This is a genomic window from Trinickia diaoshuihuensis (assembly GCF_003390925.1).
Classification (GTDB): domain Bacteria; phylum Pseudomonadota; class Gammaproteobacteria; order Burkholderiales; family Burkholderiaceae; genus Trinickia; species Trinickia diaoshuihuensis.
Map to the genome: position 1 here is coordinate 236,241 of NZ_QUBS01000084.1, position 22,585 is coordinate 258,825.

At 63.8% G+C, this 22,585-nt stretch carries 20 protein-coding genes and 1 pseudogene; 13 read left to right on the forward strand and 8 right to left on the reverse strand.

From position 1 onward, the window contains the following. Nucleotides 1–17 precede the first annotated feature (17 nt). The gene (locus tag DXT59_RS23055) at nucleotides 18–1,688 is read right to left on the reverse strand and encodes a pyrrolo-quinoline quinone (protein WP_420823423.1); all 1,671 of its coding nucleotides are present in this window, start codon (nucleotides 1,686–1,688) and stop codon (nucleotides 18–20) included. Nucleotides 1,689–1,936: 248 nt separating this feature from the next. Between DXT59_RS23055 and DXT59_RS23060 the strand changes: the two genes are divergently transcribed. From DXT59_RS23060 to DXT59_RS23085, 6 genes are all read left to right on the forward strand, one after another. Further along, complete coding sequence (locus DXT59_RS23060; protein WP_116139483.1) at nucleotides 1,937–2,221, forward strand: hypothetical protein; 285 nt, start codon at nucleotides 1,937–1,939, stop codon at nucleotides 2,219–2,221. A gap of 240 nt (nucleotides 2,222–2,461) precedes the next feature. Continuing rightward, the gene (locus DXT59_RS23065) at nucleotides 2,462–3,319 is read left to right on the forward strand and encodes a M48 family metallopeptidase (RefSeq protein WP_116139485.1); all 858 of its coding nucleotides are present in this window, start codon (nucleotides 2,462–2,464) and stop codon (nucleotides 3,317–3,319) included. Nucleotides 3,320–3,363: 44 nt separating this feature from the next. Beyond that, a complete protein-coding gene (locus DXT59_RS23070; RefSeq protein WP_116139487.1) occupies nucleotides 3,364–5,094 on the forward strand; it encodes a SulP family inorganic anion transporter in 1,731 nt (576 codons plus the stop codon). Nucleotides 5,095–5,221: 127 nt separating this feature from the next. Further along, on the forward strand, nucleotides 5,222–5,764 hold the full coding sequence (locus DXT59_RS23075) for a cytochrome b (protein WP_116139489.1): 543 nt from the start codon (nucleotides 5,222–5,224) through the stop codon (nucleotides 5,762–5,764). Between the two features lie 84 nt (nucleotides 5,765–5,848). Continuing rightward, entirely contained in the window at nucleotides 5,849–6,481 is a 633-nt protein-coding gene (locus DXT59_RS23080; RefSeq protein ID WP_116139491.1) for an SNARE-associated domain-containing protein, read from the forward strand. Next, the gene (locus DXT59_RS23085; protein ID WP_116139494.1) at nucleotides 6,478–7,425 is read left to right on the forward strand and encodes a cation diffusion facilitator family transporter; all 948 of its coding nucleotides are present in this window, start codon (nucleotides 6,478–6,480) and stop codon (nucleotides 7,423–7,425) included. The genes DXT59_RS23080 and DXT59_RS23085 overlap by 4 nt, the downstream gene beginning before the upstream one ends. Before the next feature lie 13 nt (nucleotides 7,426–7,438). Here the strand turns inward: DXT59_RS23085 and DXT59_RS23090 are convergent, their stop codons facing one another. The 5 genes from DXT59_RS23090 to DXT59_RS23110 are packed head-to-tail and all read right to left on the reverse strand — an operon-like array spanning nucleotide 7,439 to nucleotide 11,128. Further along, nucleotides 7,439–8,794: an ATP-binding protein gene (locus DXT59_RS23090; protein ID WP_116139496.1), complete on the reverse strand. Its 1,356-nt coding sequence runs from the start codon at nucleotides 8,792–8,794 to the stop codon at nucleotides 7,439–7,441. Continuing rightward, nucleotides 8,791–9,465: a response regulator gene (locus tag DXT59_RS23095; protein ID WP_116139498.1), complete on the reverse strand. Its 675-nt coding sequence runs from the start codon at nucleotides 9,463–9,465 to the stop codon at nucleotides 8,791–8,793. Before DXT59_RS23095 ends, DXT59_RS23090 begins: the two co-directional genes overlap by 4 nt. A gap of 24 nt (nucleotides 9,466–9,489) precedes the next feature. After that, nucleotides 9,490–10,209: a cytochrome b/b6 domain-containing protein gene (locus DXT59_RS23100; protein WP_116139500.1), complete on the reverse strand. Its 720-nt coding sequence runs from the start codon at nucleotides 10,207–10,209 to the stop codon at nucleotides 9,490–9,492. Then, nucleotides 10,181–10,666, reverse strand: coding sequence for a diheme cytochrome c (locus DXT59_RS23105; protein ID WP_116139502.1), 486 nt, complete (start codon nucleotides 10,664–10,666; stop codon nucleotides 10,181–10,183). Before DXT59_RS23105 ends, DXT59_RS23100 begins: the two co-directional genes overlap by 29 nt. A 45-nt stretch (nucleotides 10,667–10,711) precedes the next feature. Beyond that, the gene (locus DXT59_RS23110; RefSeq protein ID WP_240324628.1) at nucleotides 10,712–11,128 is read right to left on the reverse strand and encodes a DUF1924 domain-containing protein; all 417 of its coding nucleotides are present in this window, start codon (nucleotides 11,126–11,128) and stop codon (nucleotides 10,712–10,714) included. A 297-nt stretch (nucleotides 11,129–11,425) separates the two neighbouring features. On the opposite strand from DXT59_RS23110, the gene DXT59_RS23115 reads away from it, so the two are divergent. The 7 genes and pseudogenes from DXT59_RS23115 to DXT59_RS23145 all read left to right on the forward strand — a co-directional run bounded on the left by DXT59_RS23115 (nucleotide 11,426) and on the right by DXT59_RS23145 (nucleotide 20,014). Continuing rightward, entirely contained in the window at nucleotides 11,426–13,438 is a 2,013-nt protein-coding gene (locus DXT59_RS23115; RefSeq protein ID WP_116139504.1) for a sigma-54-dependent Fis family transcriptional regulator, read from the forward strand. A 200-nt stretch (nucleotides 13,439–13,638) separates the two neighbouring features. Next, complete coding sequence (locus tag DXT59_RS23120) at nucleotides 13,639–14,760, forward strand: ATP-NAD kinase family protein (protein WP_116139506.1); 1,122 nt, start codon at nucleotides 13,639–13,641, stop codon at nucleotides 14,758–14,760. A 54-nt stretch (nucleotides 14,761–14,814) separates the two neighbouring features. Beyond that, entirely contained in the window at nucleotides 14,815–15,804 is a 990-nt protein-coding gene (locus tag DXT59_RS23125; protein ID WP_116139508.1) for a thiamine pyrophosphate-dependent dehydrogenase E1 component subunit alpha, read from the forward strand. Between the two features lie 35 nt (nucleotides 15,805–15,839). Further along, entirely contained in the window at nucleotides 15,840–16,859 is a 1,020-nt protein-coding gene (locus DXT59_RS23130; protein ID WP_116139510.1) for an alpha-ketoacid dehydrogenase subunit beta, read from the forward strand. Next, nucleotides 16,859–17,980 carry an acetoin dehydrogenase dihydrolipoyllysine-residue acetyltransferase subunit gene (locus tag DXT59_RS23135; RefSeq protein WP_116139512.1) on the forward strand — a complete coding sequence of 374 codons (1,122 nt, stop codon included), beginning with the start codon at nucleotides 16,859–16,861 and terminating at the stop codon, nucleotides 17,978–17,980. Before DXT59_RS23130 ends, DXT59_RS23135 begins: the two co-directional genes overlap by 1 nt. Before the next feature lie 169 nt (nucleotides 17,981–18,149). Then, nucleotides 18,150–19,222, forward strand: a pseudogene (locus DXT59_RS23140) (2,3-butanediol dehydrogenase). 33 nt (nucleotides 19,223–19,255) lie between these two features. After that, the gene (locus DXT59_RS23145) at nucleotides 19,256–20,014 is read left to right on the forward strand and encodes a lipoyl protein ligase domain-containing protein (RefSeq protein ID WP_116139514.1); all 759 of its coding nucleotides are present in this window, start codon (nucleotides 19,256–19,258) and stop codon (nucleotides 20,012–20,014) included. Nucleotides 20,015–20,043: 29 nt separating this feature from the next. Here the strand turns inward: DXT59_RS23145 and DXT59_RS23150 are convergent, their stop codons facing one another. Together DXT59_RS23150 and DXT59_RS23155 are read right to left on the reverse strand one after the other, a co-directional pair. Then, on the reverse strand, nucleotides 20,044–21,414 hold the full coding sequence (locus DXT59_RS23150; protein ID WP_116139516.1) for a Fic family protein: 1,371 nt from the start codon (nucleotides 21,412–21,414) through the stop codon (nucleotides 20,044–20,046). A 161-nt stretch (nucleotides 21,415–21,575) separates the two neighbouring features. After that, nucleotides 21,576–22,472: an AraC family transcriptional regulator gene (locus DXT59_RS23155; protein WP_116139518.1), complete on the reverse strand. Its 897-nt coding sequence runs from the start codon at nucleotides 22,470–22,472 to the stop codon at nucleotides 21,576–21,578. Nucleotides 22,473–22,585 lie beyond the last annotated feature (113 nt).

Consider the following 22,585-nt stretch of genomic DNA (forward strand, 5'->3'; position numbering starts at 1 on the left):
ACGAAAGTTAAACGATTCTACTGTCCTATCAAGCCGAACACCGCCACGCCGTTGGTCGTGCCGACATAGACATGGCCGTGCGCGATCATCGGCGCGATGAATTTATTGCCCGGCCCGAACGTATCGCGCGAGCCCGCCTGGTTGCTGTTGTAAAGCTCCTGGCCGAGGTTGCTTGCGTTGAACGCGCGCAACGCGCCGACGGCGCCGTTTTGCGCGGCCCAGACGATGGCGTTTTGCGTACCGTTTGCCGAGACGCTGGGCGTCGTGCCCGGATAGGGGAACGTATTCGCACTGCTCGAGCTGGGTGCCGACGCCAAGCGAGCCGACGCGATCGGAAAGGCTTTGAGCCGATCGCCGACGGCGCCATAGTAGACGGCGTTGCCGTAGTAGGCGGGCATGCCGAACACGCCGCTAGTCAGTTGCCCGTCGATCTCCTGCCAAATGGCGTTCTTGGTGCTGTCGAACTTGCCCATCGCATCTCGATCGACGATGTAGATCTTCGAGTCCTTGCCCGCCCCGACGGCCAGATGCCGTGTCGCACCGGCCGCATCGGTGAGGTCGGGGAGTACGAGCGCGCCGCCCGAGCCGAGATCGACGTCCTGATTCGATTGAGCGACCGTGTTCATCGGCGCAAAGTAATCGGCGACGGATAACTTGGGCGTCGTTGCCAGCTTCAAGAACGTGTTGCCGTAGTCGCCGTGCGAGGGGAAGCCGCTGCTATCGAGCGTCGTGTCGAACGTGCCATTGGCATCGAGCAGATACAAGGCGTTGCCATCGGATGCCATGCCTGCGCCGGCCATCCAGACGGAGCCTTCGCTGCCGTTCGGCGTGAGATCGATGGCGCTCGTTTGGGCGAGCGTACCGGCGTCGTAGGCCATCACCCACCCGCCGTAGACCCCTTGGTCGCAATGCGACGTCCAGCCGAGGTAGAGCTTGCCGTTCACGAGCGTGAGCGCTTGCCGTTCGGCGTATTGCGCCGGATTGAAAATCGCGACTCCGTTCGTGCTGATCGCACCGTTGCCGGGGAACGTCGCGGAAATCTCGGCGGGGCCGCCGTTGAGTTCGGCGCCCGTCGACAAGTCGAGAGCATGCAGCCGCTGGTGATAGGCGCCCTGTGCGTCCTTGCTCATCGCCACCGCGTAGAGCGCGCCGTTTGCCCCGCGCGAGCGGTCGATGACGGGCGTCGAGGTAATGCCGATCTCAGGCGTGATTTGGCTGCAGCCGTGATCGTCGCTCGTCGTTTCGCCGCTTGCGAGCAGCGAGCGCCGCCACAGCGTTGCGCGCGTATCGGCGTCGAACGCGTAGACGGTATCGTGTTCGGTGGCGACGAACACGACGTTGTGAGCCGCCCCGCCTATCGACACACTGCCCGCGTAGAGCGGCTCGGCGTCCACCTTGCCATCGACGGACAGAAAGCCGACCTTACCGAACTGCGTGGCATTGACGTTGGCCGGCGTGAGCGTCGTTTCCGCCAAGTATTGCCCGGTGCGGGCAATGTCGTTGTGATACGTGAGCACGTCCGCGGCCGATGTCGTGCCGCCGCCGGATCCGCTCCCGGCGCCGTTGCCGGATCCACTACCTGCGCCGCTGCCTGAGCCGCCCGCGCTTCCGGCCGAGGCGGGGCTTCCCCCATTGCCTCCGCCTCCGCTGCACGCTGTGCACAGCGTCGCGACGATGCACATGACCATGCCTTGCTTGATGGCGTTCGACGCGACGAAGGCGGTGCGTTTGCGGTCCATGAGCGTCTCCGAAGAACGGATAGGCCTGGTAAGAAGCATTTCTCGTACCGAAGCCGAGGCGACCGCCGGCTTTGAGCGTGCCGCGGACCGCGTTGATCGATACTACGGTCTTGCCTCGTTCCGTCCGGGGTATATGCTGCTCGATTAGGCGGCGACACCGTCCGCCATATCGTCTACACGCTCGAAGGAGGCGCGTCATGTCGTCGAATCGATGGACCAAGATGTTGGCGATGGCCGCTCTGGTGCAGATGGCTGCCGGATGCGCGCCGATGGGCGCTCAAGCCCCGTCGGGTGCGGCCGCCGGTGCGGCCCCATCCGTGGGCGCGGCATGTAAGGCCTCCGACGGCAGCATGGTGGCGGACGGCACGATCGTGTCCAAATGCACGTTGCCGAATCAAGCGATCAGCCAGTGTCCAAGCTATACGTGCCAGCGTTGCGATAGCGGCAATTGGGGCGGCGAGTATTCGTGCCGGCTCCAATAACGGACATCCAATTGCAACAATGTCCCGGTCGATTCGCGCGTTACATTCGAATTGTGAGGGCCGGGACGATCGGCGTAGCCGCGCGATCTAGCGCAAACGCTGTTCGCCCTGTAATGTAACGCCGCCGTCGATTGCAAAAATCGAATTCGGCGAGAGAGGCGGAATTGCCCGCTTGTGGCCGTGCCGCGGTTAATTCAAAAAAACGACGTTAAGTAACTATTGAATAGCACGAGGGGATCAATGTCTAACTTAGTGGGTTCGCTACGTTATAAGAGCGAGCGGCGATACCAATTCATGATGCTGGCGGCGGGGGCGATCCTTTGGGCCATCCTGCTGTGGTTCGTCGTGAAAGAATGGGATGCCCCGAAGATCGGGCATATCGTGCGTCTTTACGTTGGATACGGTGTGGCCTTCGCCATCTTCATGTGGCTCATGAGTGCGGCATACCGCGCCTCGGCGTTCGGGAACATGGTGCTCGTCGGGCCGAACCAGTTTCCCGAGTTATACCGGATGGTCGTCGATGGTTCGCGCGAGATCGGCCTCGCTGAGCCGCCCGCGACGTTCATCTACAACTCCAACGGGATTTTCAACGCGTTCGCACGCCGGCTGTTGGGCGGCCGGTATGTATTTCTGACCTCGGCGCTGGTCGAAGCGAATAACGATGCGCAGGTGCGTTTCGTAATCGGTCACGAACTCGGGCACCATGCCGCGGGTCACCTGAACCCTTGGCTCAATGCGCTGAAGATTCCCGCGCACGCCGTACCGTTTCTCGGAAAGGCCTACTCGCGTTCGCGCGAATATACGTGCGACAGCATCGGCGCCTATTTGTCCAAAGACGCGCATGCATCGCGCGGCGCGCTGCAGATGCTTGGCTGCGGTTGCCGGCGCCTGAACCCTCAGATGAACTGCGACGCCTTCGTGGCCCAGGAAGCGATGGTCCCGCCGATCTTCGGCTTTCTGACCGAAATCAGCCGGACGCATCCGCGTTTGACGCGCCGCGTCGCCGCGATCAAAGCGGGCGTGACGCAGGCGGGCACTAGCATGCCGCACGCGATGGACGATCCCGAGCCGCGGTTCATGGGTAGCACGGGCCGCTGACGAACCTGTCGCGGTCGCGCGGCGGCGAGCCCGAGCCCTAGCCCATGGCAAAGTCCCCCGACCGCGAGCGCGCGCGCTTCGATTTCGAACACTGGGTGCCCGCCGTATCGATGCTGCGAGGCTATCGGCGCGCGTGGCTCGCCAAGGATCTGTTCGCCGGGCTCGTGCTGACGACGATGCTGATTCCCGTGGGAATGAGCTATGCGGAAGCCGCCGGTTTGCCCGTGATCACGGGCCTTTATGCGTCGATCGCGGCATTGACGGGTTACGCGATTTTCGGCCCCAGCCGCATTCTCGTTCTGGGCCCCGATTCGGCGCTTGCCGCATTGATTGCCGCGACTGTCCTGCCGCTATCGCCGGGGGGCGGGAGCCAGGTCGTGGCGCTCGCATCGATGTTGGCGATCATGGCCGGCGCGGTCTGCACGATGTTTGGTCTCGTTAGGCTCGGCTTCGTTTCGGATTTGCTCTCCGATCCGATCCGGTATGGCTATCTGAACGGCATCGGCCTTACGTTGATAGCCAGTCAACTACCGAGCTTGCTCGGGTTTTCGGGTGCGGGGGAGACGTTTCTCGACGACGTCCTGAGCGTCACCCATGCCGTTCTCGCCGGGCAAATCCATCTTGCAACGGCCGCGATCGGCCTGACCTGCGTGGCAACGATCCTCGCCCAGCGCAGGCTCGCGCCGTCGTTGCCGGGGATATTCATCGTCGTATTCGTCATGGCGGCTCTTACGGGATGGTGGCTGCGCCATGCGTATCACGTGGTCGTGCCGGTGATCGGCGCGATCCCCTCGGGATGGACGCTGCCGCGTATGCCGAGTGTGTCGTGGCCTGAGATTCGCCGCTTGTCCGGCGGTGCGCTTGCCATCGCGTTCGTCTCATTCGCCGACATCAGCGTGTTATCGCGCGTGTTTGCATCGCGGGCGGATCGCAACCCCGACCGGAATCAGGAACTCATCGCGCTCGGTGCGGCGAATTTGCTCGCCGGCTTGTTGCAGGGGTGCCCCGTCAGCAGCAGCGCGTCGCGCACGCCCGTCGCCCAAGCCGCCGGCGCGCAAACGCAGATCACGGGCATTGTGGCCGCCGTATGCATCGCCGCGCTTTTGCTGTTCGCGCCGGGGCTATTGGCGCATGTGCCGCATGCCGCGTTGGCCGCCGTCGTGATCTGCGCCTCGATCGCCGTCATGCAAATCCGTGATGTGGCGCGTCTTTACCGGCGCAGGCGCAGCGAGTTCGCGGTATCCCTGCTGTGTTTCGTCGGCGTCGTCCTGCTCGGCGTGGTGCAGGGCATCTTCATGGCGGTCGGACTTGCGCTGCTTTCGTTCGTATGGCGTGCCTGGCATCCCTACGATGCCGTGCTCGGCCGGGTTGCAGGCCTGCGCGGCTATCACGACGTCACGCGTCATCCCGATGCGCGGCAGTTGCCCGGATTGTTGCTTTTCCGGTGGGACGCGCCGCTGTTTTTCGCCAATGCGAATATCTTCGCCGAGCATTTGCGGGAGGCTATCGCTCGCTCCGGGCGCGACGTGCGATGGGCGATCGTGGCGGCCGAGCCGATTACCGATATCGACGTCACGGCGGCCGACGTTTTAGCGCGTTTGCACGACGAGTTGCGCGCGCAAGGCATTGCGCTATGTTTCGCCGAGATGAAAGGACCTGTTAAAGATCTTTTGCGCCAATATGGGCTGTTCGAGAAGTTCACTCATACGGCACCGTTTTTCGCGACCGTAGGCGAAGCCGTCGAGCATTGCGTCGCGTCGGGCCGTCATCGATGAGCCCCCGGGGCATTGCGCCGCGGTTCGATAAATGAGACGAATTACGCGTGAATAACGCGGCTCTTAAGCTCGCGGTAAGCCTGGTCGGGCAAGATCCACGCGTTCATTCCACTTTCTAGGAGCCACAATGTCCACCATGGAACACGCTGGCAGCGGCGAGACTTACGGGCGGGTCGCGCGTCTTCTTCACTGGTTGGTCGTCGTACTGATCGCGGCGCAATTCGTCGTGGGCTGGATCATGCCGGATATACACCGCGACACCCAGCCGGTGGGCCTCATCGCATGGCATCTGGCGATCGGCTCGGCACTGATCGTGGCCGTGGCGGTCCGCATCGTTTGGCGCCTGACGCACCGGCCGCCTCCGGGCGAGTTGCCGCCGCTCTTGGACACCGCTTCGCGCGCCACGCATTTTCTGCTCTATGCCGCGCTGGTCGCGGTGCCGCTGCTCGGTTGGGCTAATGCATCGTCGCGCGGCTGGGCGGCGACGCTTTCCGGCGCGTTGCCGTTGCCGCCGATTGCGGCCACGGGGTCGAGCGTGGCCCATGAGATGGGCGATGTCCATGGCGTACTGGCCTGGGTGCTGCTGGCGTTGATCCTCATGCATGTCGGCGCCGCGCTGTTTCACCGTTTCGTGCGCAAAGACCGCGTTTTGCAACGCATGACCTGGTAAGCGCATTGCCGGCATCGCTTGACTTGCGTCAACCGGTGCCGGTCGGACGGCCGCACAATGGAAAGTCGTTGGGGGAGGTCCATTGTGGCGACGCTCGCGATTTTGTTCGCCGTAGTGCTGTTGATCAATCTGATGCCGGCGTTCGCGCCCCCCACGTGGATGGCGATGTCGTGGGTGGGTTTCAACGTGCCGGAGGGCAAACCCTTCGTTTTTGCACTGGTCGCGGCGAGCGCGGCAACCTTGGGCCGGCTGATTTTGGCGACGTTCGCGCGCACGCTCGTGCGCGGGCGCTTGATGCGCGAAGCCGATCGGCAGAATATCGACGTGGCCAAAGCTTGGCTTGCGCAGCATAAGACGCTTACCGTCAGCGCTTTTTTTCTCTATGCGCTGAGTCCCTTCCCATCGAACTATCTGTTTATCGCATATGGCCTATCGGGCTTGCCGCTTAGAAACATAGCTGCGGCATTCTTCGTCGGCCGTACCGCGAGCTATACGGTTTGGGCTTATCTGGGTCGATTCGTTTCGGCCCGAATCGATCCGGAATCCCAGTTCGAAGGAGGCTACTTGAGCGGCTACTTCGTCGTCACTCAGTTGATCTTGCTCGGGCTCGTCTATGCGCTGACGAAGCTCGATTGGAAAATGCTCTTCGACGAACGCAAACTGAGTTGGCGCCGCTCGGTCAAAGCTGCCGGTCACTCGGATAGACGGTATAGATGAAGACTGAATCCATATTCGACGACGTCGAGAACGGCGAGCATTCAGCGGCCGAGCGTGCCGCGGCCGCCTCCCGCAGCACTTGGGTCAGCGTGGCCGTCAATCTAGGATTGACGTTCGGGCAGGTGCTGGCGGGCATTGTTTCCGGTTCCCAAGGCCTCATCGCGGACGGCATCCATTCGCTATCGGATCTCGTGGCCGACTTCGTGGTCCTGTTCGCGAGCCATCACAGCAGGAAGGGAGCCGACGAGGCGCACCCGTACGGTCACCAGCGCTTCGAAACCGCCGCCTCGTTGGCGCTCGGCATCATCCTCGCCGCGGTGGGGCTGGGCATGCTGTGGGCGGCGCTGCGCAAGCTCGGCGATCCGGCATCGGCCGAGCGCGTTCACATGGCCGCGCTGTGGGTCGCGATCGGCGCACTGATCGCCAAGGAACTGCTCTTTCGGTACATGCTCGCCGTGGCCAAGCTCGTCAAATCGAGCATGCTGGTGGCCAATGCGTGGCACGCGAGGTCCGATGCGGCATCGTCGCTCGTCGTGGGGGTAGGCATCGCCGGCAATCTCGCGGGCTTTCCCATCTTGGATCCGATTGCGGCGCTGATCGTCGGCATGCTCGTGCTGAAGATGGGATGGACGTTCGGCTCGGACGCGCTGCATGATTTGATGGATCGATCGGCTGACGAGCAAGAGGTCGGCGCGATCCGGCAGACGCTGCTCGGTACGCCAGGCGTCATGGGCGTGCACGATCTGCGTACCCGGAAGATGGGTGACATGATCGTAGCGGACGTGCATATCGAGGTAGATGCCGCCATCTCCGTGGAAGCAGGGCACGAGATCGCCGTTGCCGCGCGCCGGCATGTTTTGGCGCGCCATCGCGTGCTCAACGTCATGACGCACGTCGACCCGCGAACGCGCGGCGGCATCGACGCGCCGGCCGCCATCGAGTAGGCGGGGGCGTACCTTACGTCCGGGGTGGATCGGCCCAGTCCACTTCGACTTTCAAGCCGCCTAGCTCATCCGATCGGCGCACGTCGAGCGAGGCGCCATGCGCGTTCGCCACGCGCCGCACGATCGACCAACCGAGTCCGCTACCGCTATGTTCGCCACCGGGTGCGCGGAAGAAGCGCTCCCCGAGGCGCTTCATGTGCGCGTCCGGCAGGCCCGGGCCACTGTCTTGCACAGACAGCACGATATGGTCGAGGCGATGGCGGACCGATACCGCGATACGCGCCTGTGCCGGGCTGTAACGCAGCGCGTTATCGGCGAGATTGCGGATGAGCGAGGCCAGCAGCGCCGCATTGCCCATCACGACACATGGCTGCGGCGCGTCGAGTTCGAGCTGCTGAGATTTGCGGATAGCGATCGGGGCGATGGCGGCAAGGACCTGCTTGGCGACGGCGCTCAGATCGACCGGCGCGTTTGTGTCCAGTGTGGCGCCTGCTTCGAGCCGCGATAGCAGCAAGAGTTGATCGACGAGATGCGCCGAGCGGTCGCAGCCTTCGAGCACGGCCGACAGCGCATGGCGCCGTAGCGCGGCATCGTCCTCACAGATCGCTACCTGCGCTTGCGCTTTGATCGCCGCGATCGGTGTACGGAGTTCGTGCGCCGCATCGGCGGTGAAGCGCCGTTCCGCATCGAGTACCCCCCGAATCCGATCGAACAGGCGGTTGAGCGCATCGAGCATCGGCGCCATTTCCCGCGGTGTGCGATGCATTCGAACCGGGTCCAGCGCGCGCGGATCGCGCCGAGCGAGCATGCGCTCGAGGTCGCGCAGCGGTGCGGTGCCTGTTCTGACGGCCCACCAGATGGCGATGGCGAGCACCGGCAACGCGCCCGCCATCGGCCAGAAGGCGCTGCGCATTACCGCGAGCAGTATCGCAGTGCGCGCGTCGAGCCGCTCGCCCACATACACCTCGACGTCGTGCTGCACGCCGGGCGCGGCGAATACCCGCCACGCTTCGCCGCCGATTCGAACGGTGCGGAAACCCGCAACCCTGGGTGCTTCGGCCGGCATCATCGGTTCGGCGGGAGCATTGGCGGAGTGCGTGCCGAGGTGCCCTTCGTGAAAAACTTGGAACGCGACCTTTGGCGCGTACGGGTGCAGAATCGGCGCATCGAGTGCCTCGTCGTTGTCCTCTGCTTGGGCTTGCTGCATGACGAGCAGCGAGGCCGCTTGTGCGAGGTGACTATCGAGCAACCGATCGATTTCCTGCCGCGAGTCGTGCCAGGTCAGCGCGCCCGCGACCGCCCAAACGATCGCGATGCCTGTCGTCACCAGCACGAGCAGGCGTCCCTGCAACGAGCGAGGTAGCGTCACGGCTCGCCTGTGTGTTCGGAGAGCAGCACGTAGCCGACGCCACGCACGGTCCGGATCAAATCTGCGCCGAGCTTCGTCCTCAGACGATGCACGTGGACTTCGACGGCGTTGCTTTCCACTTCCCGGCCCCAGCTATAGAGGTGCTGCTCGATCTGCTCGCGTGAAAGGACCCGGCCCGCGTTCAGCATGAGGACATGCAACAAATCGAACTCGCGCGTCGAAAGCGGCACGGGCGTGCCCGCGCGGTAGACCGTCCGCGAAGCCGGCTCGAGCACGACGTCTTGTGCCTCGAGGCGCTCGTTCGGCTGGCCATGGGCACGTCTGACGAGGGCACGCAGCCGCGCGCCCAGCTCGTGCAAGTCGATCGGCTTGACGACGTAATCGTCGGCGCCGATGTCGAGACCTTGAATGCGATCGGGCACGGCGTCGCGCGCCGTGAGAACGAGGATGGGAAGCTCGATTCCGGCGCGGCGCACGTGGCGCAGTACATCGAGCCCATCGACGCGCGGCAACCCGAGATCGAGGACCGCGGCCGCATACGCCTGTGCCCGCAGTTCGTGCTGCGCCGCTTCGCCGTCTCGCACCCAATCGACTTGAAAGCCCTGCTGACGCAGGCTGGCGCGCACGCCGTCGCCGAGCAGGGGGTCGTCTTCGACAAGCAGGATTCGCACGGCGCAAGGGTCCTATCGATGTGGTCAGTCGTCACTGTCGGCGTGGGCTCGGCGGTCCGTCGCGGCTCCCGCGGGCTGATGCGGCGCCGATTGCCATTGCACCCACCACCAGGCGAATACGGCTGCGATCACTAGCGCCGCAAACCCCCAGCGGGCGGTCCGAATGCCCTCGTCGGGCGTACCCGGCTTGTATCCGCTGATCATCGGCCGGACCAGGTTCTCTCGGTGCAAGAGACTGCTTACCAAGACCGCGGCGATATGAACGACGACGAGCGCGAGCATCGTGTTGGCGACGCCTTCATGCAATTGTCCGACCCACTCGCCGCCGCCACTGTTATAAGCGGCCCAGCCGGTGATGCCGATGGCCAACGTGACGAGCAACATCGCCAGGATAGCGATCGCGCCGGCCGGGTTATGGCCGACGTAGCGCTCCGGGCAGCCTTTGACCAGGCTCGTGAGATAACGCGCGACGGCAGCCGGCGCGCGCACGAACGAGGAGAAGCGCGCGTAGCGCGTGCCCATGAGGCCCCAAACGAAGCGAAACGCAACGAGTCCGACCATCGTGTAGCCCAAGGTCACGTGAAGCAGACGCCATCGCTCGCTCTCCGCCGTTAGCCAGGCGCCCGCGAACGAGACGACCATGAGCCAGTGAAATACGCGGACCGGCGCGTCCCAGACGAGAATCCGAGTTGAGCCCGATGCGTGCAGGTCGTGCTCAGCGCGGGATGCGGACGTATCGTTCATCGAAGTTTCCTTGATCTGCTCGGGTATGACAGGCGGCGCAGTTCGACGCGCTTTTGACCGAGGCTCGCCGCCAGGCCGCTGCGGGAACTTCGTCGTGCGTGGCGATGAACCATGAAGAACGCGTGATGCGATCGTCGGGCGGCGCGCTTGCCGTGCGTCCCGCGCGCGCGGCGTGGTCGGTGAGCCAGCCCTCGAGTTGTTTCACTGACGCGGGGTCCAGCGACGCATTGGTACCGAAGTGGTGATCGAGGTTACCGAGGATGCGTCGCCAAGAGTCCGCGGGCAGCATGCCGGGCGGATAGGCGATATGACAGGCGGCGCACTCTTGCCGGTAGAGCGGATGTGGCGTCGCGGCAATCACCGCGGGCTCGTCCTCGGCCAGCGTCAGACCGGGTAGCGTAGCCATCGCGAGCATTGCGAAAATGCGTCCAATGGCACGAGAGCGTTCATGGTTCATAGGTTTATCCTTCCACGCCGGCATCCGATTCGAGCGCAACGGCGCCTATCGTTTGAGCGTCATGAGCCAACTGATCACGTCGGCTTTTTCCGCGGGTGTGCATTCGCGCCCGGCGACATCCGTGCAGTTGCGCCGGAACCACTTTTCGACCTTTGCCGATTGCGTGAAGCGCGCGGGATTGAAGGCGGGCGCCAGCGGTTCGATCGTCTTGCCGGTGGCCGCGTGTTTTCCCGTACCGGTCGGCGTGGCGCCGTGACAAGTGGCACAGGCCCACTCGCGGCCGTGCCGCGCCGTAAAGAACTGTTGGCCCCGTGCCGGTACCGGCGCCGTGCCGGCTTGCGTCGCGTAGCCATTCAGGATTTGTTCGGGCGATTCGGCGCGGGCGGCGGAAACGCCGGCGGCGGCGATCGCACCGTAGATGCAAAATGAGCCGAGTACGCGCAGGCGAGCGGAAGTGAACACCGTGAATCTCCCAATCAATGCTTCATATATTTGGGCCGCTTCCTTACCGGATTCTTAACGCCGATACCTGGCCCATTGTGGGCGGTGGGCCCGCGTTCGAGTTGACTTGAGTCAATTGGGGTGCCGCGCGGGTGCCGGGTGACGCCGCATGACCGAACGCTTCCCTCCGCAGTGGTACATTAGGGGGCCAAACTCGAAACGTCGGGTGAGCACGGAAAGCGCCGCCCGAACGGTCATCGGCTTGCGAGCCGGTGCCATTGTGTCCAGCAACGTACGTCCCGGACACAGGAGACAAGCATGGACGTCCGGCAGCGCGATCACATCGAAACGGTGGTCCTGACGACCACCGGCCAGCCCCCGGTAACGGCACGGATGCACGACGCCATCATCCAAAGCTCGTGGCAGCGGTGCGTGCATCAGTACGGTCTCGACCCGACTCGAATGCAAGAGGCTCGCATCGTGCCGGCGCAGCGGTTGCGCGAGCATCAGCAACGGATCGACGACTTTGCCCGCATTGCAAGGTACGGCCTGGAAACGCTGTACAGCCAGGTAGCGGGGACCGGCTACGTCGTACTGCTGACCGATGCGGACGGTGTGGCCGTCGACTACCTCGGCGACGAGGGCGCGGATGCCGGATTGCGCCGCGCTGGCCTGTATCTAGGCGCGGAATGGAGCGAGGACGGGGCGGGCACTTGCGCCGTCGGCACGGCGCTGGCGACGGGGCACGCCTTGACTGTGCACCGCGACGATCACTTCGATGCGACGCACATCCCTTTGACTTGCACCGCGGCGCCGCTGTTCGATTCGCACGGCCGGCTTCATGCGATTTTGGATATATCGGCGCTGAGCTCGCCGCTGGCGAAGGATAGCCAGACGTTCGCGTTGTATCTCGTGCGGACCTACGCGAGCCGGATCGAGGATGCATACTTTCTGCGGCGTCACAGGCGCGACTGGATCCTCAAGCTGAGCGCGGCGCCGGAGTTTATCGACGTCAATCCCGAGTACCTGATCGCACTCGATGCAAGCGGAAGTATCGTCGGACACAATCGCCGCGCTCAGCAAATGTTGACGGCCGAAGCCGGCTTGGATTCGATGGGCGCGCCGCTGCTCGGCATGCGCTTCGACACGTTGTTCGAATTGCCTTTGGAGCAATTGGGACGCTTCGTATACTCGCGGCCGAGCGAGGAACGCGTCGTCCGCTTGGCGAGGACCGGCAAGCGCTTGTATCTGAGCGCCCTGCCGCCGATGCTGCCCGTGCCGGCAGGCACGGCGCGTGATGCGCAACCGCCGTTGCCGCCTGAACTGGCCGCGCTATGCGGCGGCGACGCGGCCCTGCAGCGGCAGCTTCAACTGGCCGCGAGGCTCGTCGATGCGCCGATCAATCTGCTCATCAACGGCGAAACGGGCAGCGGCAAGGAATACTTCGCGCGTGCGTTGCACAGAGCCAGCGCGCGTCGCGACGGCCCGTTCATCGCCGTCAATTGCGCGGCGATTCCCGAAACGCTGATCGAGAGCGAACTATTCGGACACTTGCCCAATAGCTTCTCGGGCGCTGGACCGAAAGCCAAGCGCGGGCTGATCCAGGAGGCCGACGGCGGCACGTTGTTCCTCGACGAGATCGGCGACATGCCGAGGGAATTGCAATCCCGCTTGCTCCGCGTGCTCGCGGAAGGCGAAGTCCTCGCGATCGGCGCTTCACGCCCCGTCCCGGTGAACGTTCGAGTGATATCGGCCACGCACCAATCGCTCGATGGGTTGATCGGCGACGGACGATTCCGCGAAGATCTCTACTACCGCCTCAACGGTGCGCGGCTCGTTCTGCCGCCGCTGCGCGAACGGCGGGATCTCGATTGGCTGATCGACAAGTTGCTCGCCGGACCCGACGGCTCGCGGCGATTCACGCTCTCGGAATCGGCTCGCTCACAACTGCACCGCCACAACTGGCCCGGCAACTTGCGCGAATTGCGCAACGCGCTCGAATACGCCCGCGCCGTCTGCAATGACGGACATATCGAAGCGAGCGACTTGCCGGAAGGTATCGCTGAGCCGCGGGTCCATGCGTTGTCAGATGCCTCCGCGCCCGGGGAGGCCGGACAGAGGCGGGCCGCCGGCATCGAACCGAACGGGCGCGAATCCGAGTGCGCGCTGCTCACGCGGCACCTGCGTGCCCATGGCTGGAACCTCAGCGCAGTCGCTCGGGAACTGGGGATCAGCCGCATGACGCTCTACCGGCGCATGGCGCGTCACGGCATCCAGTCGCCCAATCGCAGCGATGCCGTCTCGGCGCGGCCCGATAACGCACGCTCTTAGCGGGCCGTGGCTTGATCCGGCCAACGATACGCGTGTCCACCGCGATACACCTGATGCTGTGACACCTGTCACACCCACTGCGGCAAATCGCGTGTCTCCCCGCTGATTTCCCGAGGGAATCCCGTACGCGTTGCGCCGGGAGGCGCATGGCATACCTATTGCATTGAGGCCTGTCGATAAAAATACATTAGGAGACAGGCATGCGCGAACCTTCGCCGGTTCGTCCGCCCGCGGTCGGCATCATTGCGAATCCCGTGTCCGCGCGCGACATTCGCCGCGTCGTGGCCAATGCGAACAGTCTGCAACTGGCCGACCGCGTCAATATCGTGTTGCGCGCTATGGCGGCGCTCGGCGCATGCGGCGTCACGCGCGTGTTGATGATGCCGGACCGCGAAGGCTTGATGCCGATGCTCGAGCGGCATCTGAAGCGCGAGCGCGCGGCGTCGAGCGGCAATCAAATTTGGCCGCGACTGGAATGGCTCGCGATGCCGGCGACCGGCCGCGTCGACGACACCTTTCTTGCCGCGCGCCTCATGCGCGAGGCGGCGGTCTCGGCTATCGTCGTGCTCGGCGGAGACGGTACGCATCGCGCCGTCGTGCGCGAGTGCGGACGCGTGCCGATCGCCGGTTTGTCGACCGGAACCAACAACGCGTATCCCGAACTACGCGAGGCCACCTTGGCGGGGCTCGCCGTGGGGCTTTATGCAATCGGCCGCATCGACTCCGATACGGCGCTCGTCCACAACAAGCGGCTCGATGTCACGCTCGTTGCCGGCGGCGGCACCGTTCGCCGAGACATCGCGCTCGTCGACGTCGCCATCGCGCACGAACACTACATCGGCGCGAAGGCGTTATGGCGGACCGATTCGCTGGCTGCCGTCTATCTGGCCTTTGCCGATCCCGAGGCGATCGGCTTATCGGCGATCGGCGGCATGTTGGCCCCGGTGGGCAGGCGTGAGCCTGGCGGTTTGCATGTCGAGGTGGCGCCTCCCATGTCCGATGCCGCGGGATGCGCGGCAGCCGATCCGCTGTTCCATCTTCACGCGCCGATCGCGCCGGGCCTTTTGCAGCCGGTGCCCGTGTACGGCTGGCGCCGCCTACTCGACGGCGAACCGGTAGCGGTCAGCCAGCGCTCCGGCGTGGTCGCCTTGGACGGCGAGCGCGAGATCACGTTCGGTCCGAACGATCGATTGACGATCACGTTGCGCGAGCGCGCCTTCCGTTCCATCGCGGTGGCCGGTTGTCTTCGTTACGCCGCCACGCACGGATTGTTGCGTGCGCAACTTCCAACGAAGCCCGACGCCGGCGCGGCGGCCCTTTGAATCGTTTCTGAATCTTTTCGCACCCCTGAAACAACACACACCAAGGAGACACGCATGACAGCGAACCCCGCAGCCCTACCGCTGGGCCGTAAAGAACTGCTCGACTGCTATCGCAGGATGCGCACCATCCGCGAGTTCGAGGAGCGGCTGCACGTCGATTTTTCGCGCGGCGATATTCCCGGCTTCGTGCATTTGTACGCCGGCGAGGAAGCGGCCGGCGTCGGCATCTTGCACCATCTGCACGACGGCGACCGCATCGCCAGCACGCACCGCGGCCACGGCCACTGCATTGCAAAAGGGGTGGACGTGATCGGCATGATGAAGGAGATCTACGGAAAAACGGGCGGCTCGTGCAACGGCAAGGGCGGCTCCATGCATATCGCCGATCTGTCCAAAGGGATGATGGGCGCGAACGGCATCCTAGGCGCGGGTGCCCCTTTGATCTGCGGTGCCGCGCTGGCCGCGAAATTCCGCGGCAAAGGCGAAGTCGGCATCACGTTCGCGGGCGACGGCGCCTCCAATCAAGGCACGTTTCTCGAAAGCCTGAACCTCGCGGCGGTTTGGAATCTGCCCGTCATCTTCGTCATCGAAAACAACGGCTATGCGGAGGCGACGGCGCGCGAGTACGGCACCGCCGTCGATAGCTACGTCGATCGTGCCGCGGGCTTCGGCATCCCCGGCGTCACGGTCGACGGCACCGACTTTTTTGCTGTGCACGAAGCTGCGGGCGAAGTGATACGCCGTGCGCGCGAGGGCGGCGGTCCATCGTTGCTCGAATGCAAGATGGTGCGCTTTTACGGCCACTTCGAAGGCGATGCACAGACCTATCGCGCGCCCGGCGAACTCGACGAGATCCGAGCCCATCGCGACTGCTTGAAGATTTTCGCGGCGCGCGTCACCGAGGCCGGCGTTCTCACGCAAGGCGAACTCGACGATATCGACGGCGACGTCGCCGCGCTCATCGAGCGCGCCGTGCAAGAAGCGAAGGCCGCGGAGCATCCGAAGCCGGCCGATCTGCTGACCGACGTCTACGTGAAGTACTGAACCGCGAACCCGACGAATTCAAGGAAATACGCATCATGGCCCGCAAACTCAGCATGAAGCTGGCGATCAACGAAGCGATCGACCAGGAAATGACGCGCGACCCGAGTGTGATCATGCTCGGCGAAGACATTGTCGGCGGTGCCGGCGCCGAGGGCGAGAAAGACGCCTGGGGCGGCGTGCTCGGCGTGACCAAAGGCCTCTACGCAAAGCACGGCGACCGCTTGCTCGATACGCCGCTCAGCGAGAGCGCATACGTAGGCGCGGCGATCGGGGCCGCGGCGTGCGGCATGCGTCCCATTGCCGAACTTATGTTCATCGATTTCATGGGCGTGTGCTTCGACCAGATCTTCAATCAAGCGGCCAAGTTCCGCTATATGTTCGGCGGCAAAGCCGAGACGCCCGTGGTAATCCGTTGCATGGTCGGCGCGGGCTTTCGCGCGGCCGCGCAGCACTCGCAAATGCTGACGCCGTTGTTCACGCATATTCCCGGGTTGAAGGTGGTCTGCCCGAGCACGCCGTACGACACGAAGGGGCTCTTGATCCAATCGATCCGCGACAACGACCCCGTGATTTTCTGCGAGCACAAGAACCTCTATGGGTTCGAAGGGGACGTGCCGGAGACCTCGTATGCGATCCCGTTCGGCGAGGCGAATATCGTGCGCGACGGCAAACACGTATCGATCGTCACGTACGGGCTGATGGTGCATCGCGCGCTCGAGGCCGCCACGCAGTTGGCCAAGGAAGGGATCGAAGCCGAAGTGATCGATCTGCGTACGCTCTCGCCGCTCGACATCGACACGGTGCTCGAATCGGTGGAGAACACCGGGCATCTCGTGGTCGTCGATGAAGCCAGCCCGCGCTGCAACATTGCGACCGATATCTCGGCGCAGGTCGCGCAACGCATCTTCGGCACGCTCAAGGGGCCCATCGAGATGGTCGCGCCGCCCCATGTGCCGGTACCGTTCTCACCGACGCTCGAGGATCTCTATATCCCGAGCGGCGCGCAGATCGCCGAGGCCGCGCGCCGTACGCTGGGCAAGGGAGGGAAGCACTGATGGGCGCACAGATCATCCCTATCGTCATGCCCAAGTGGGGCTTGGAGATGCGCGAAGGCACCGTGCAGGATTGGCTCGTCAAGGAAGGCCAGCGCATCGAGGTGGGCGAGGCGCTGGTGGACGTGGAGACCGACAAGATCTCCAATGCCGTCGAAGCCACGGATGCCGGGTTGCTGCGCCGGATCGTCGCGCAAAGCGGCGAGACACTGCCGGTCAAGGCGCTGCTCGGCGTGTTGGCCGACAGCGAGGTCAGCGACGCGCAGATCGAGGCTTATGTCGCTGCGTACGAGGTGCCGGCCGCCGGCGGCGAGGAGGACGACACGGGGCCCTCGTTCGAGTATGCGGACGTGGACGGCATCCGCATTCGCTATGCGAGGCGCGGACCAGCGCAGGGCGGGCCGGTAGTCTTCATTCACGGCTTCGGCGGCGATTTGAACAACTGGCTTTTCAACCTCGATGCGGTAGCCGAGAAACATCCCGTCATCGCGCTCGATCTCCCCGGTCATGGACAGAGCCAAGCGAAGTTGCCCGGCGCGTCCATCGCCGCATTGGCCGAGTTCGTTCTGAAATTCCTGCGCGCGGCCGAGGTGACGGAGGCTGCGCATCTGGTCGGGCATTCGATGGGCGGGGCCATTGCGATCCAGATGGCGGCCAGCGCACCCGAGCGCGTCGCCAGCTTGGCGCTGATCAGCCCGGCCGGTCTCGATACGGCGATCAACGGCGGCTATACCGACGGCTTCGTGCAGGCGCAATCGCGGCGCGAATTGAAACCCGTATTGGAGCAGCTATTCGCAGATCCGGAGTTGGTGAGCCGTCAAATGATCGACGACATGCTCAAGTTCAAGCGCATGGACGGCGTCGAACCATTGCTCGCGGAACTCGGAGCGGCGCTGTTCGGCGGGGGTAGGCAATCGGCCGTGCTGACCGATGAACTGTCGGCGCTGGACAAGCCCGTGCTCGTGTTCTGGGGTAACGAGGACCGAGTGATTCCCGCGCAGCAGGCCGCCAATGCGCCGTCGCATGCGAAGGTGATTCGGTTCGAGGCGACCGGTCATATGGCGATGCTCGAGAAAGCCAGCGAAGTGAACGCCGCGTTGCAACGCCATCTGTCCGGCGGTTGATGCCGCACCGGTCCGGCCGATGCCATGCGGCGGCCGGACCGCATTTCCTTTTGGCGATTCGAATCGGCTTGGCGGGATGCCGCCATGCCTTCGAACTTCGAATTTCGAATAGCAACGACACTTACGGAGACACCCTATGACTTCCTCGACCGTCGCTCACGGCGACACCATGCGCGCGGCTGTCTGGCACGGCCGGCACGATATCCGCGTCGAAACGGTTCCGCTGCCCGAGGCGCCGCCCGAGGGCTGGGTGCAAATCCGCGTGCATTGGTGCGGCATTTGCGGCTCGGATTTGCATGAGTATCTGGCGGGGCCGGTGTTTATTCCGGTCGACAAGCCGCATCCGCTGACAGGCATCCAAGGCCAGTGCATCTTGGGTCACGAGTTTTGCGGAGAGATCGCGGCCTTGGGCGCCGGCGTGCAAGGCTTCGCCGTGGGAGAACGCGTGGCCGCGGACGCGTGTCAGCACTGCGGCCACTGCTATTACTGCACGCACGGGATGTACAACATCTGCGAGAACTTGGCGTTCACCGGTCTCATGAACAACGGTGCATTCGCCGAACTCGTCAACGTGCCGGCCAATCTGCTGTATAAGCTGCCGGATAATTTTCGGACCGAGGCGGGGGCGCTCATCGAGCCGTTGGCGGTCGGCATGCACGCGGTGAAGAAGGCGGGTAATCTGCTGGGGCAGCAGGTGGTCGTGGTGGGCGCGGGTACGATCGGCCTATGCACGATCGCGTGCGCGCGGGCGGCGGGAGCCGCGCAAGTGATCGCGCTTGAGATGTCGGCCGCGCGCAAGGCGCGTGCGAAGGCCGTGGGTGCGAGCCATGTCGTCGACCCGTCCGCCTGCGATGCGTTGGCGGAGATTCGTCGCTTGACCGCGGGCCTGGGGCGGACGTGAGCTTCGAATGCATCGGTCACAAGGACACGGCCAAGCTGGCGATCGATGCGATCCGCAAGGCCGGGACGTGCGTGATGGTCGGTATCTTCGAGGAGCCGAGCAGCTTCAACTTTTTCGATTTGGTCTCGACTGAGAAGCATGTGATCGGATCGCTCGCCTATAACGGAGAGTTCGCCGATGTGATCGCCTTCATCGCCGATGGCCGCATCGATGTGACGCCGTTCATCACGGGCAAGATCCAGTTGGAGGACATCGTGGATAAAGGCTTCGAACAGTTGGTCCACCATAAGGAGAACAACGTGAAGATCATCGTTTCGCCGGGAGAAATGGCGGCCGTTTGAACGTTGCTCGGGATCCTATCGATTGAGATGCCCATGTCATTCGAAATCGTCGATTTCCCAATCGGATCGGACGACCCGCTCGCCGCCGAGCAGGCGTTGCTGTCGCTGGCGGCGGGAGGGCGGTGCGTGGCGCATCTATGGGAGGCGCCCGTCTCGCTCGTGGTGCCGCGCAGCTATCGGCGTTACGCGGCGCTCGAGCAGGCGCGAGCCGAGTTCGCGCGGCGCGGCTGTCCGGTTTTTCTGCGCATGTCCGGTGGCGGGCTCGTTCCACAGGGGCCGGGGATTGTGAATCTGAGCTTGGCGTATCAAATACGGGGGACGGTGGGCGAGCTTTCCGAGGCCGTGTATCGGCACGTGTGCGATATCTTGCGAAGGGCACTGGCGACGCTCGGATTGGAGACGCATTGGCAGAGCGTGGAAGGCTCGTTTTGCGACGGCCGTTTCAACTTGGCTTGGGGGCCACCGGACGACGTGCGCAAGATCGCGGGTACCGCGCAATATTGGCGCCGTCTGGAGGGGGCATCGGAAGGTGCTTCGTCGCCGCTGCATGTGGTGCTGGCGCATGCGGTGTTGCTGGTGAGCGCCGATCCGGAGGAAATCAATGAACGCGCGAATGCATTCGAAGCGGCTATCGGTAGCGGGAAGCACTACCTCGCGGGCCGTGTGATCAGCGTGCAGCAAGCGCTTTGCGCGGCCGGGTTGGGGCTCGCGCCGGCCGATCGGCTCGACCGGGACGTCATGGCGGCACTGCGCGCGTGCGTGGCTGCGACGGAGTCGGGGAGGGGCCGGTAGGGGGATGGGTGTTCGAGGGCAAGCCGATGCTAGTGCGGACGTCCCCGGTTGATCCAATCCTGAGTCTTGCCGATCCGTAGGCGGTAGCGGGCGCAGTTGTATGCCTCTAAGTGCGTCAACTCCGCATTGAGCATGGCGCGAAATGCGGCGGCGTCGGCAGCCGGGATGCTGATTGCCTCAACGGCACGTTCCAGCGTTTCCCCGAAAAAGACTATCTGGCGAATCGCTTCGCCGAGTTGCTCGCGGTAACGCACGCGCAATGGGTCGGGTACGCCCATGGCTTCGACGACGGCCTGGTACTTCGCGACCGACCGGCGGTAGGTCCATTCGAACAACTCCACGGCGACAGTCGTATCCAGCCGTTCGTAGACACCCAGCATCGCCAGTGCGTAGTCGGACTGCCCCACGTCGATAAATGAAAGCGGAGAACAGTTCGCGAGCATGAGCGGCATATTGGCGGCCAGGCGGCTGGTTCGCTTATTGCCATCGACGAAAGGTTGCAAATACGCGAGATGAACCCACAAGAAGAATGCGGCTTCGACCGGGTTGCGGATGAGCCGCGCCTTTCCGACGATTTTCTCCAGAGTCTCTTCGAGCAGGCTTGGAACCTGACTCGGTACATAAACCGTGTCTTGGATGTTGACGATCTTTTGGCGAATGGCACCAAGATCGGCGGGATCCAGCAGCAGATCGCGCATCAACACGCTCTGCAGGTTGCGCACGATGGGAACCGAGATGCCATCGGTGGGCACTGCGTCGACCATGAACTCGATGGCTTCCTTGTGGTTCAGGAGCATGATAGCGTCGCGGTCATCGCTTTCGGAGCGCCCCTTCTCGAACAGTGCGCGCGTGTCCAGTAGGCTCTTGCGGTTGCCCTCGAGACGCGACGAATACCAAGAGAGGTCGATCAGCAATTGCTCCAGCACTTTACGGGCATAAGTGCCGGCGGGCTGCTGGTCTTTGGACTTGCCGATCTCATAGAGCTGCACCGCCAGTGCGGCCGGCAGCAAACTAGACACATTCGGCTCATAGCTGTCCACGTACGACCACTGATAGGAGACGGGATGACGCGCGCCTAGCGGTACGGACAATGCGTCGATAAGCTGGCGCGCGGCGCTGCTCCATGTCGGCGATACGTATTTCTCTGCCCCTTGGACCGGACCTGGTGCGACGTTCTCCCGCTCCGGCGCTCGCTCAGGTAAGCGATACGTCACCGATCGGCCTGCACCTTGCCGCTCGAGCGAGCCGAGCGCCACCAAGTGGGCCAGGGCGCGATTCACGGTAGCTCGCGGGCGACCGATATGGACTTCGATGGCGCTGGCGGAGAGCCCCAATGGGTTGCTTCGCTGCTGATCAGCGATATAGTCAAGGATCGCCTGATGAAGCGGTTGAAGTGACATAGCCGGGTCGAATGAGAAGCTTATCAAAGCTTATCACTTTAGTGATAAGCTTGTCAGTGTTTTGATAAGCTTATCGGCATTTTGATAAGCTTTCAGGGCTTTCGACGCCTCCGATTACTTCCGTCCCTATCGCGCCGTTCGGCGTCCTGAACCGCCTCAATTCAATCGACCACCGCCAATTCCTGCGAGGCTCGAAGCCGGGCGATGTCGCGCGCCGGTGATTCGCCAAAGTGGCGGCGATACTCGCGACTGAACTGCGACGTGCTTTCGTAACCCACGCGCAATGCGGCGGTCGCGACGTCGATATGCTGGACCAGCATGAGGCTGCGCGCGTCCTGCAGCCTGAGCTGCTTCTGGAATTGCAGCGGCGTCATGGCCGTCACCGCGCGAAAGTGCTCGTGCAGACTCGACGGACTCATACCCACTTGCGCCGCAAGCTGCTCGATACTGAACCGATCCCGGAAGTTTTGTCCGATCCATGCGATCGCGCGGCACACTAGGGCCAGCCGCCCCTGGCTCGTGGTGATGTGGCGCATCCTCGCGCCGTCAGGGCCCGCGAGCAGGTGATACAGAATCTCCTGTTCCGCAAGCGGCCCGAGCAAGGGCAGCGCCGCCGGATCGTCGAGCAGACGAACCAGACGTAGCGCCGCGTCCAGCAGACCGGTGCCGGCCTCGGACACCGTTTTGTCTATCGGTGCGGATGGCGCTTGCGGTGGTGGCACGCGCAGCGCCAAGTTGCCGAGCATGACCGGATCGAAATCAAGATACAGACACAGATACGGCTTGCGAGGCGTCGCCTCGATCACGCGCCCTATCGCCGGCAGGTCGTACGTCACGACGCTATAGCGCCCCGGGGCATATTCGAATACGCGATCGCCGGACGTGACTTCCTTGCGCCCCTGCACGACGAGGCACAGTTGCGGGCGGTAGACGTTCGGCATCGGCATCGTCAACGTCGAGGATCGAGCAAACGTCACGCGTTCGATGGGCGTCGCGTGGAAGCCGTCCTCCGAGAGGTGCCGGGTCATCGCGTCCGCGAGTTCGGTCAGTGTTTCCATGAAACTGACAGCTTCTGGAGGATTGGGCAGCAATGGCGGCGCATCCGGCTCACGGTTCCGCGTTGCCGCGGGTCACAGTATCGGCAGCAGCCGTGTCGCAGGATTCGGCCGCG

Excerpts from the sequence above, each read along its gene's own strand:
- DXT59_RS23055 (WP_420823423.1), bottom strand. The coding sequence starts at position 1,688 with ATGGTCATGTGCATCGTCGCGACGCTGTGCACAGCGTGCAGCGGAGGC.
- DXT59_RS23060 (WP_116139483.1), top strand. The coding sequence starts at position 1,937 with ATGTCGTCGAATCGATGGACCAAGATGTTGGCGATGGCCGCTCTGGTG.
- DXT59_RS23065 (WP_116139485.1), top strand. The coding sequence starts at position 2,462 with ATGTCTAACTTAGTGGGTTCGCTACGTTATAAGAGCGAGCGGCGATAC.
- DXT59_RS23070 (WP_116139487.1), top strand. The coding sequence starts at position 3,364 with ATGGCAAAGTCCCCCGACCGCGAGCGCGCGCGCTTCGATTTCGAACAC.
- DXT59_RS23075 (WP_116139489.1), top strand. The coding sequence starts at position 5,222 with ATGTCCACCATGGAACACGCTGGCAGCGGCGAGACTTACGGGCGGGTC.
- DXT59_RS23085 (WP_116139494.1), top strand. The coding sequence starts at position 6,478 with ATGAAGACTGAATCCATATTCGACGACGTCGAGAACGGCGAGCATTCA.
- DXT59_RS23100 (WP_116139500.1), bottom strand. The coding sequence starts at position 10,209 with ATGAACGATACGTCCGCATCCCGCGCTGAGCACGACCTGCACGCATCG.
- DXT59_RS23105 (WP_116139502.1), bottom strand. The coding sequence starts at position 10,666 with ATGAACCATGAACGCTCTCGTGCCATTGGACGCATTTTCGCAATGCTC.
- DXT59_RS23115 (WP_116139504.1), top strand. The coding sequence starts at position 11,426 with ATGGACGTCCGGCAGCGCGATCACATCGAAACGGTGGTCCTGACGACC.
- DXT59_RS23120 (WP_116139506.1), top strand. The coding sequence starts at position 13,639 with ATGCGCGAACCTTCGCCGGTTCGTCCGCCCGCGGTCGGCATCATTGCG.
- DXT59_RS23125 (WP_116139508.1), top strand. The coding sequence starts at position 14,815 with ATGACAGCGAACCCCGCAGCCCTACCGCTGGGCCGTAAAGAACTGCTC.
- DXT59_RS23130 (WP_116139510.1), top strand. The coding sequence starts at position 15,840 with ATGGCCCGCAAACTCAGCATGAAGCTGGCGATCAACGAAGCGATCGAC.
- DXT59_RS23135 (WP_116139512.1), top strand. The coding sequence starts at position 16,859 with ATGGGCGCACAGATCATCCCTATCGTCATGCCCAAGTGGGGCTTGGAG.
- DXT59_RS23145 (WP_116139514.1), top strand. The coding sequence starts at position 19,256 with ATGTCATTCGAAATCGTCGATTTCCCAATCGGATCGGACGACCCGCTC.
- DXT59_RS23150 (WP_116139516.1), bottom strand. The coding sequence starts at position 21,414 with ATGTCACTTCAACCGCTTCATCAGGCGATCCTTGACTATATCGCTGAT.
- DXT59_RS23155 (WP_116139518.1), bottom strand. The coding sequence starts at position 22,472 with ATGGAAACACTGACCGAACTCGCGGACGCGATGACCCGGCACCTCTCG.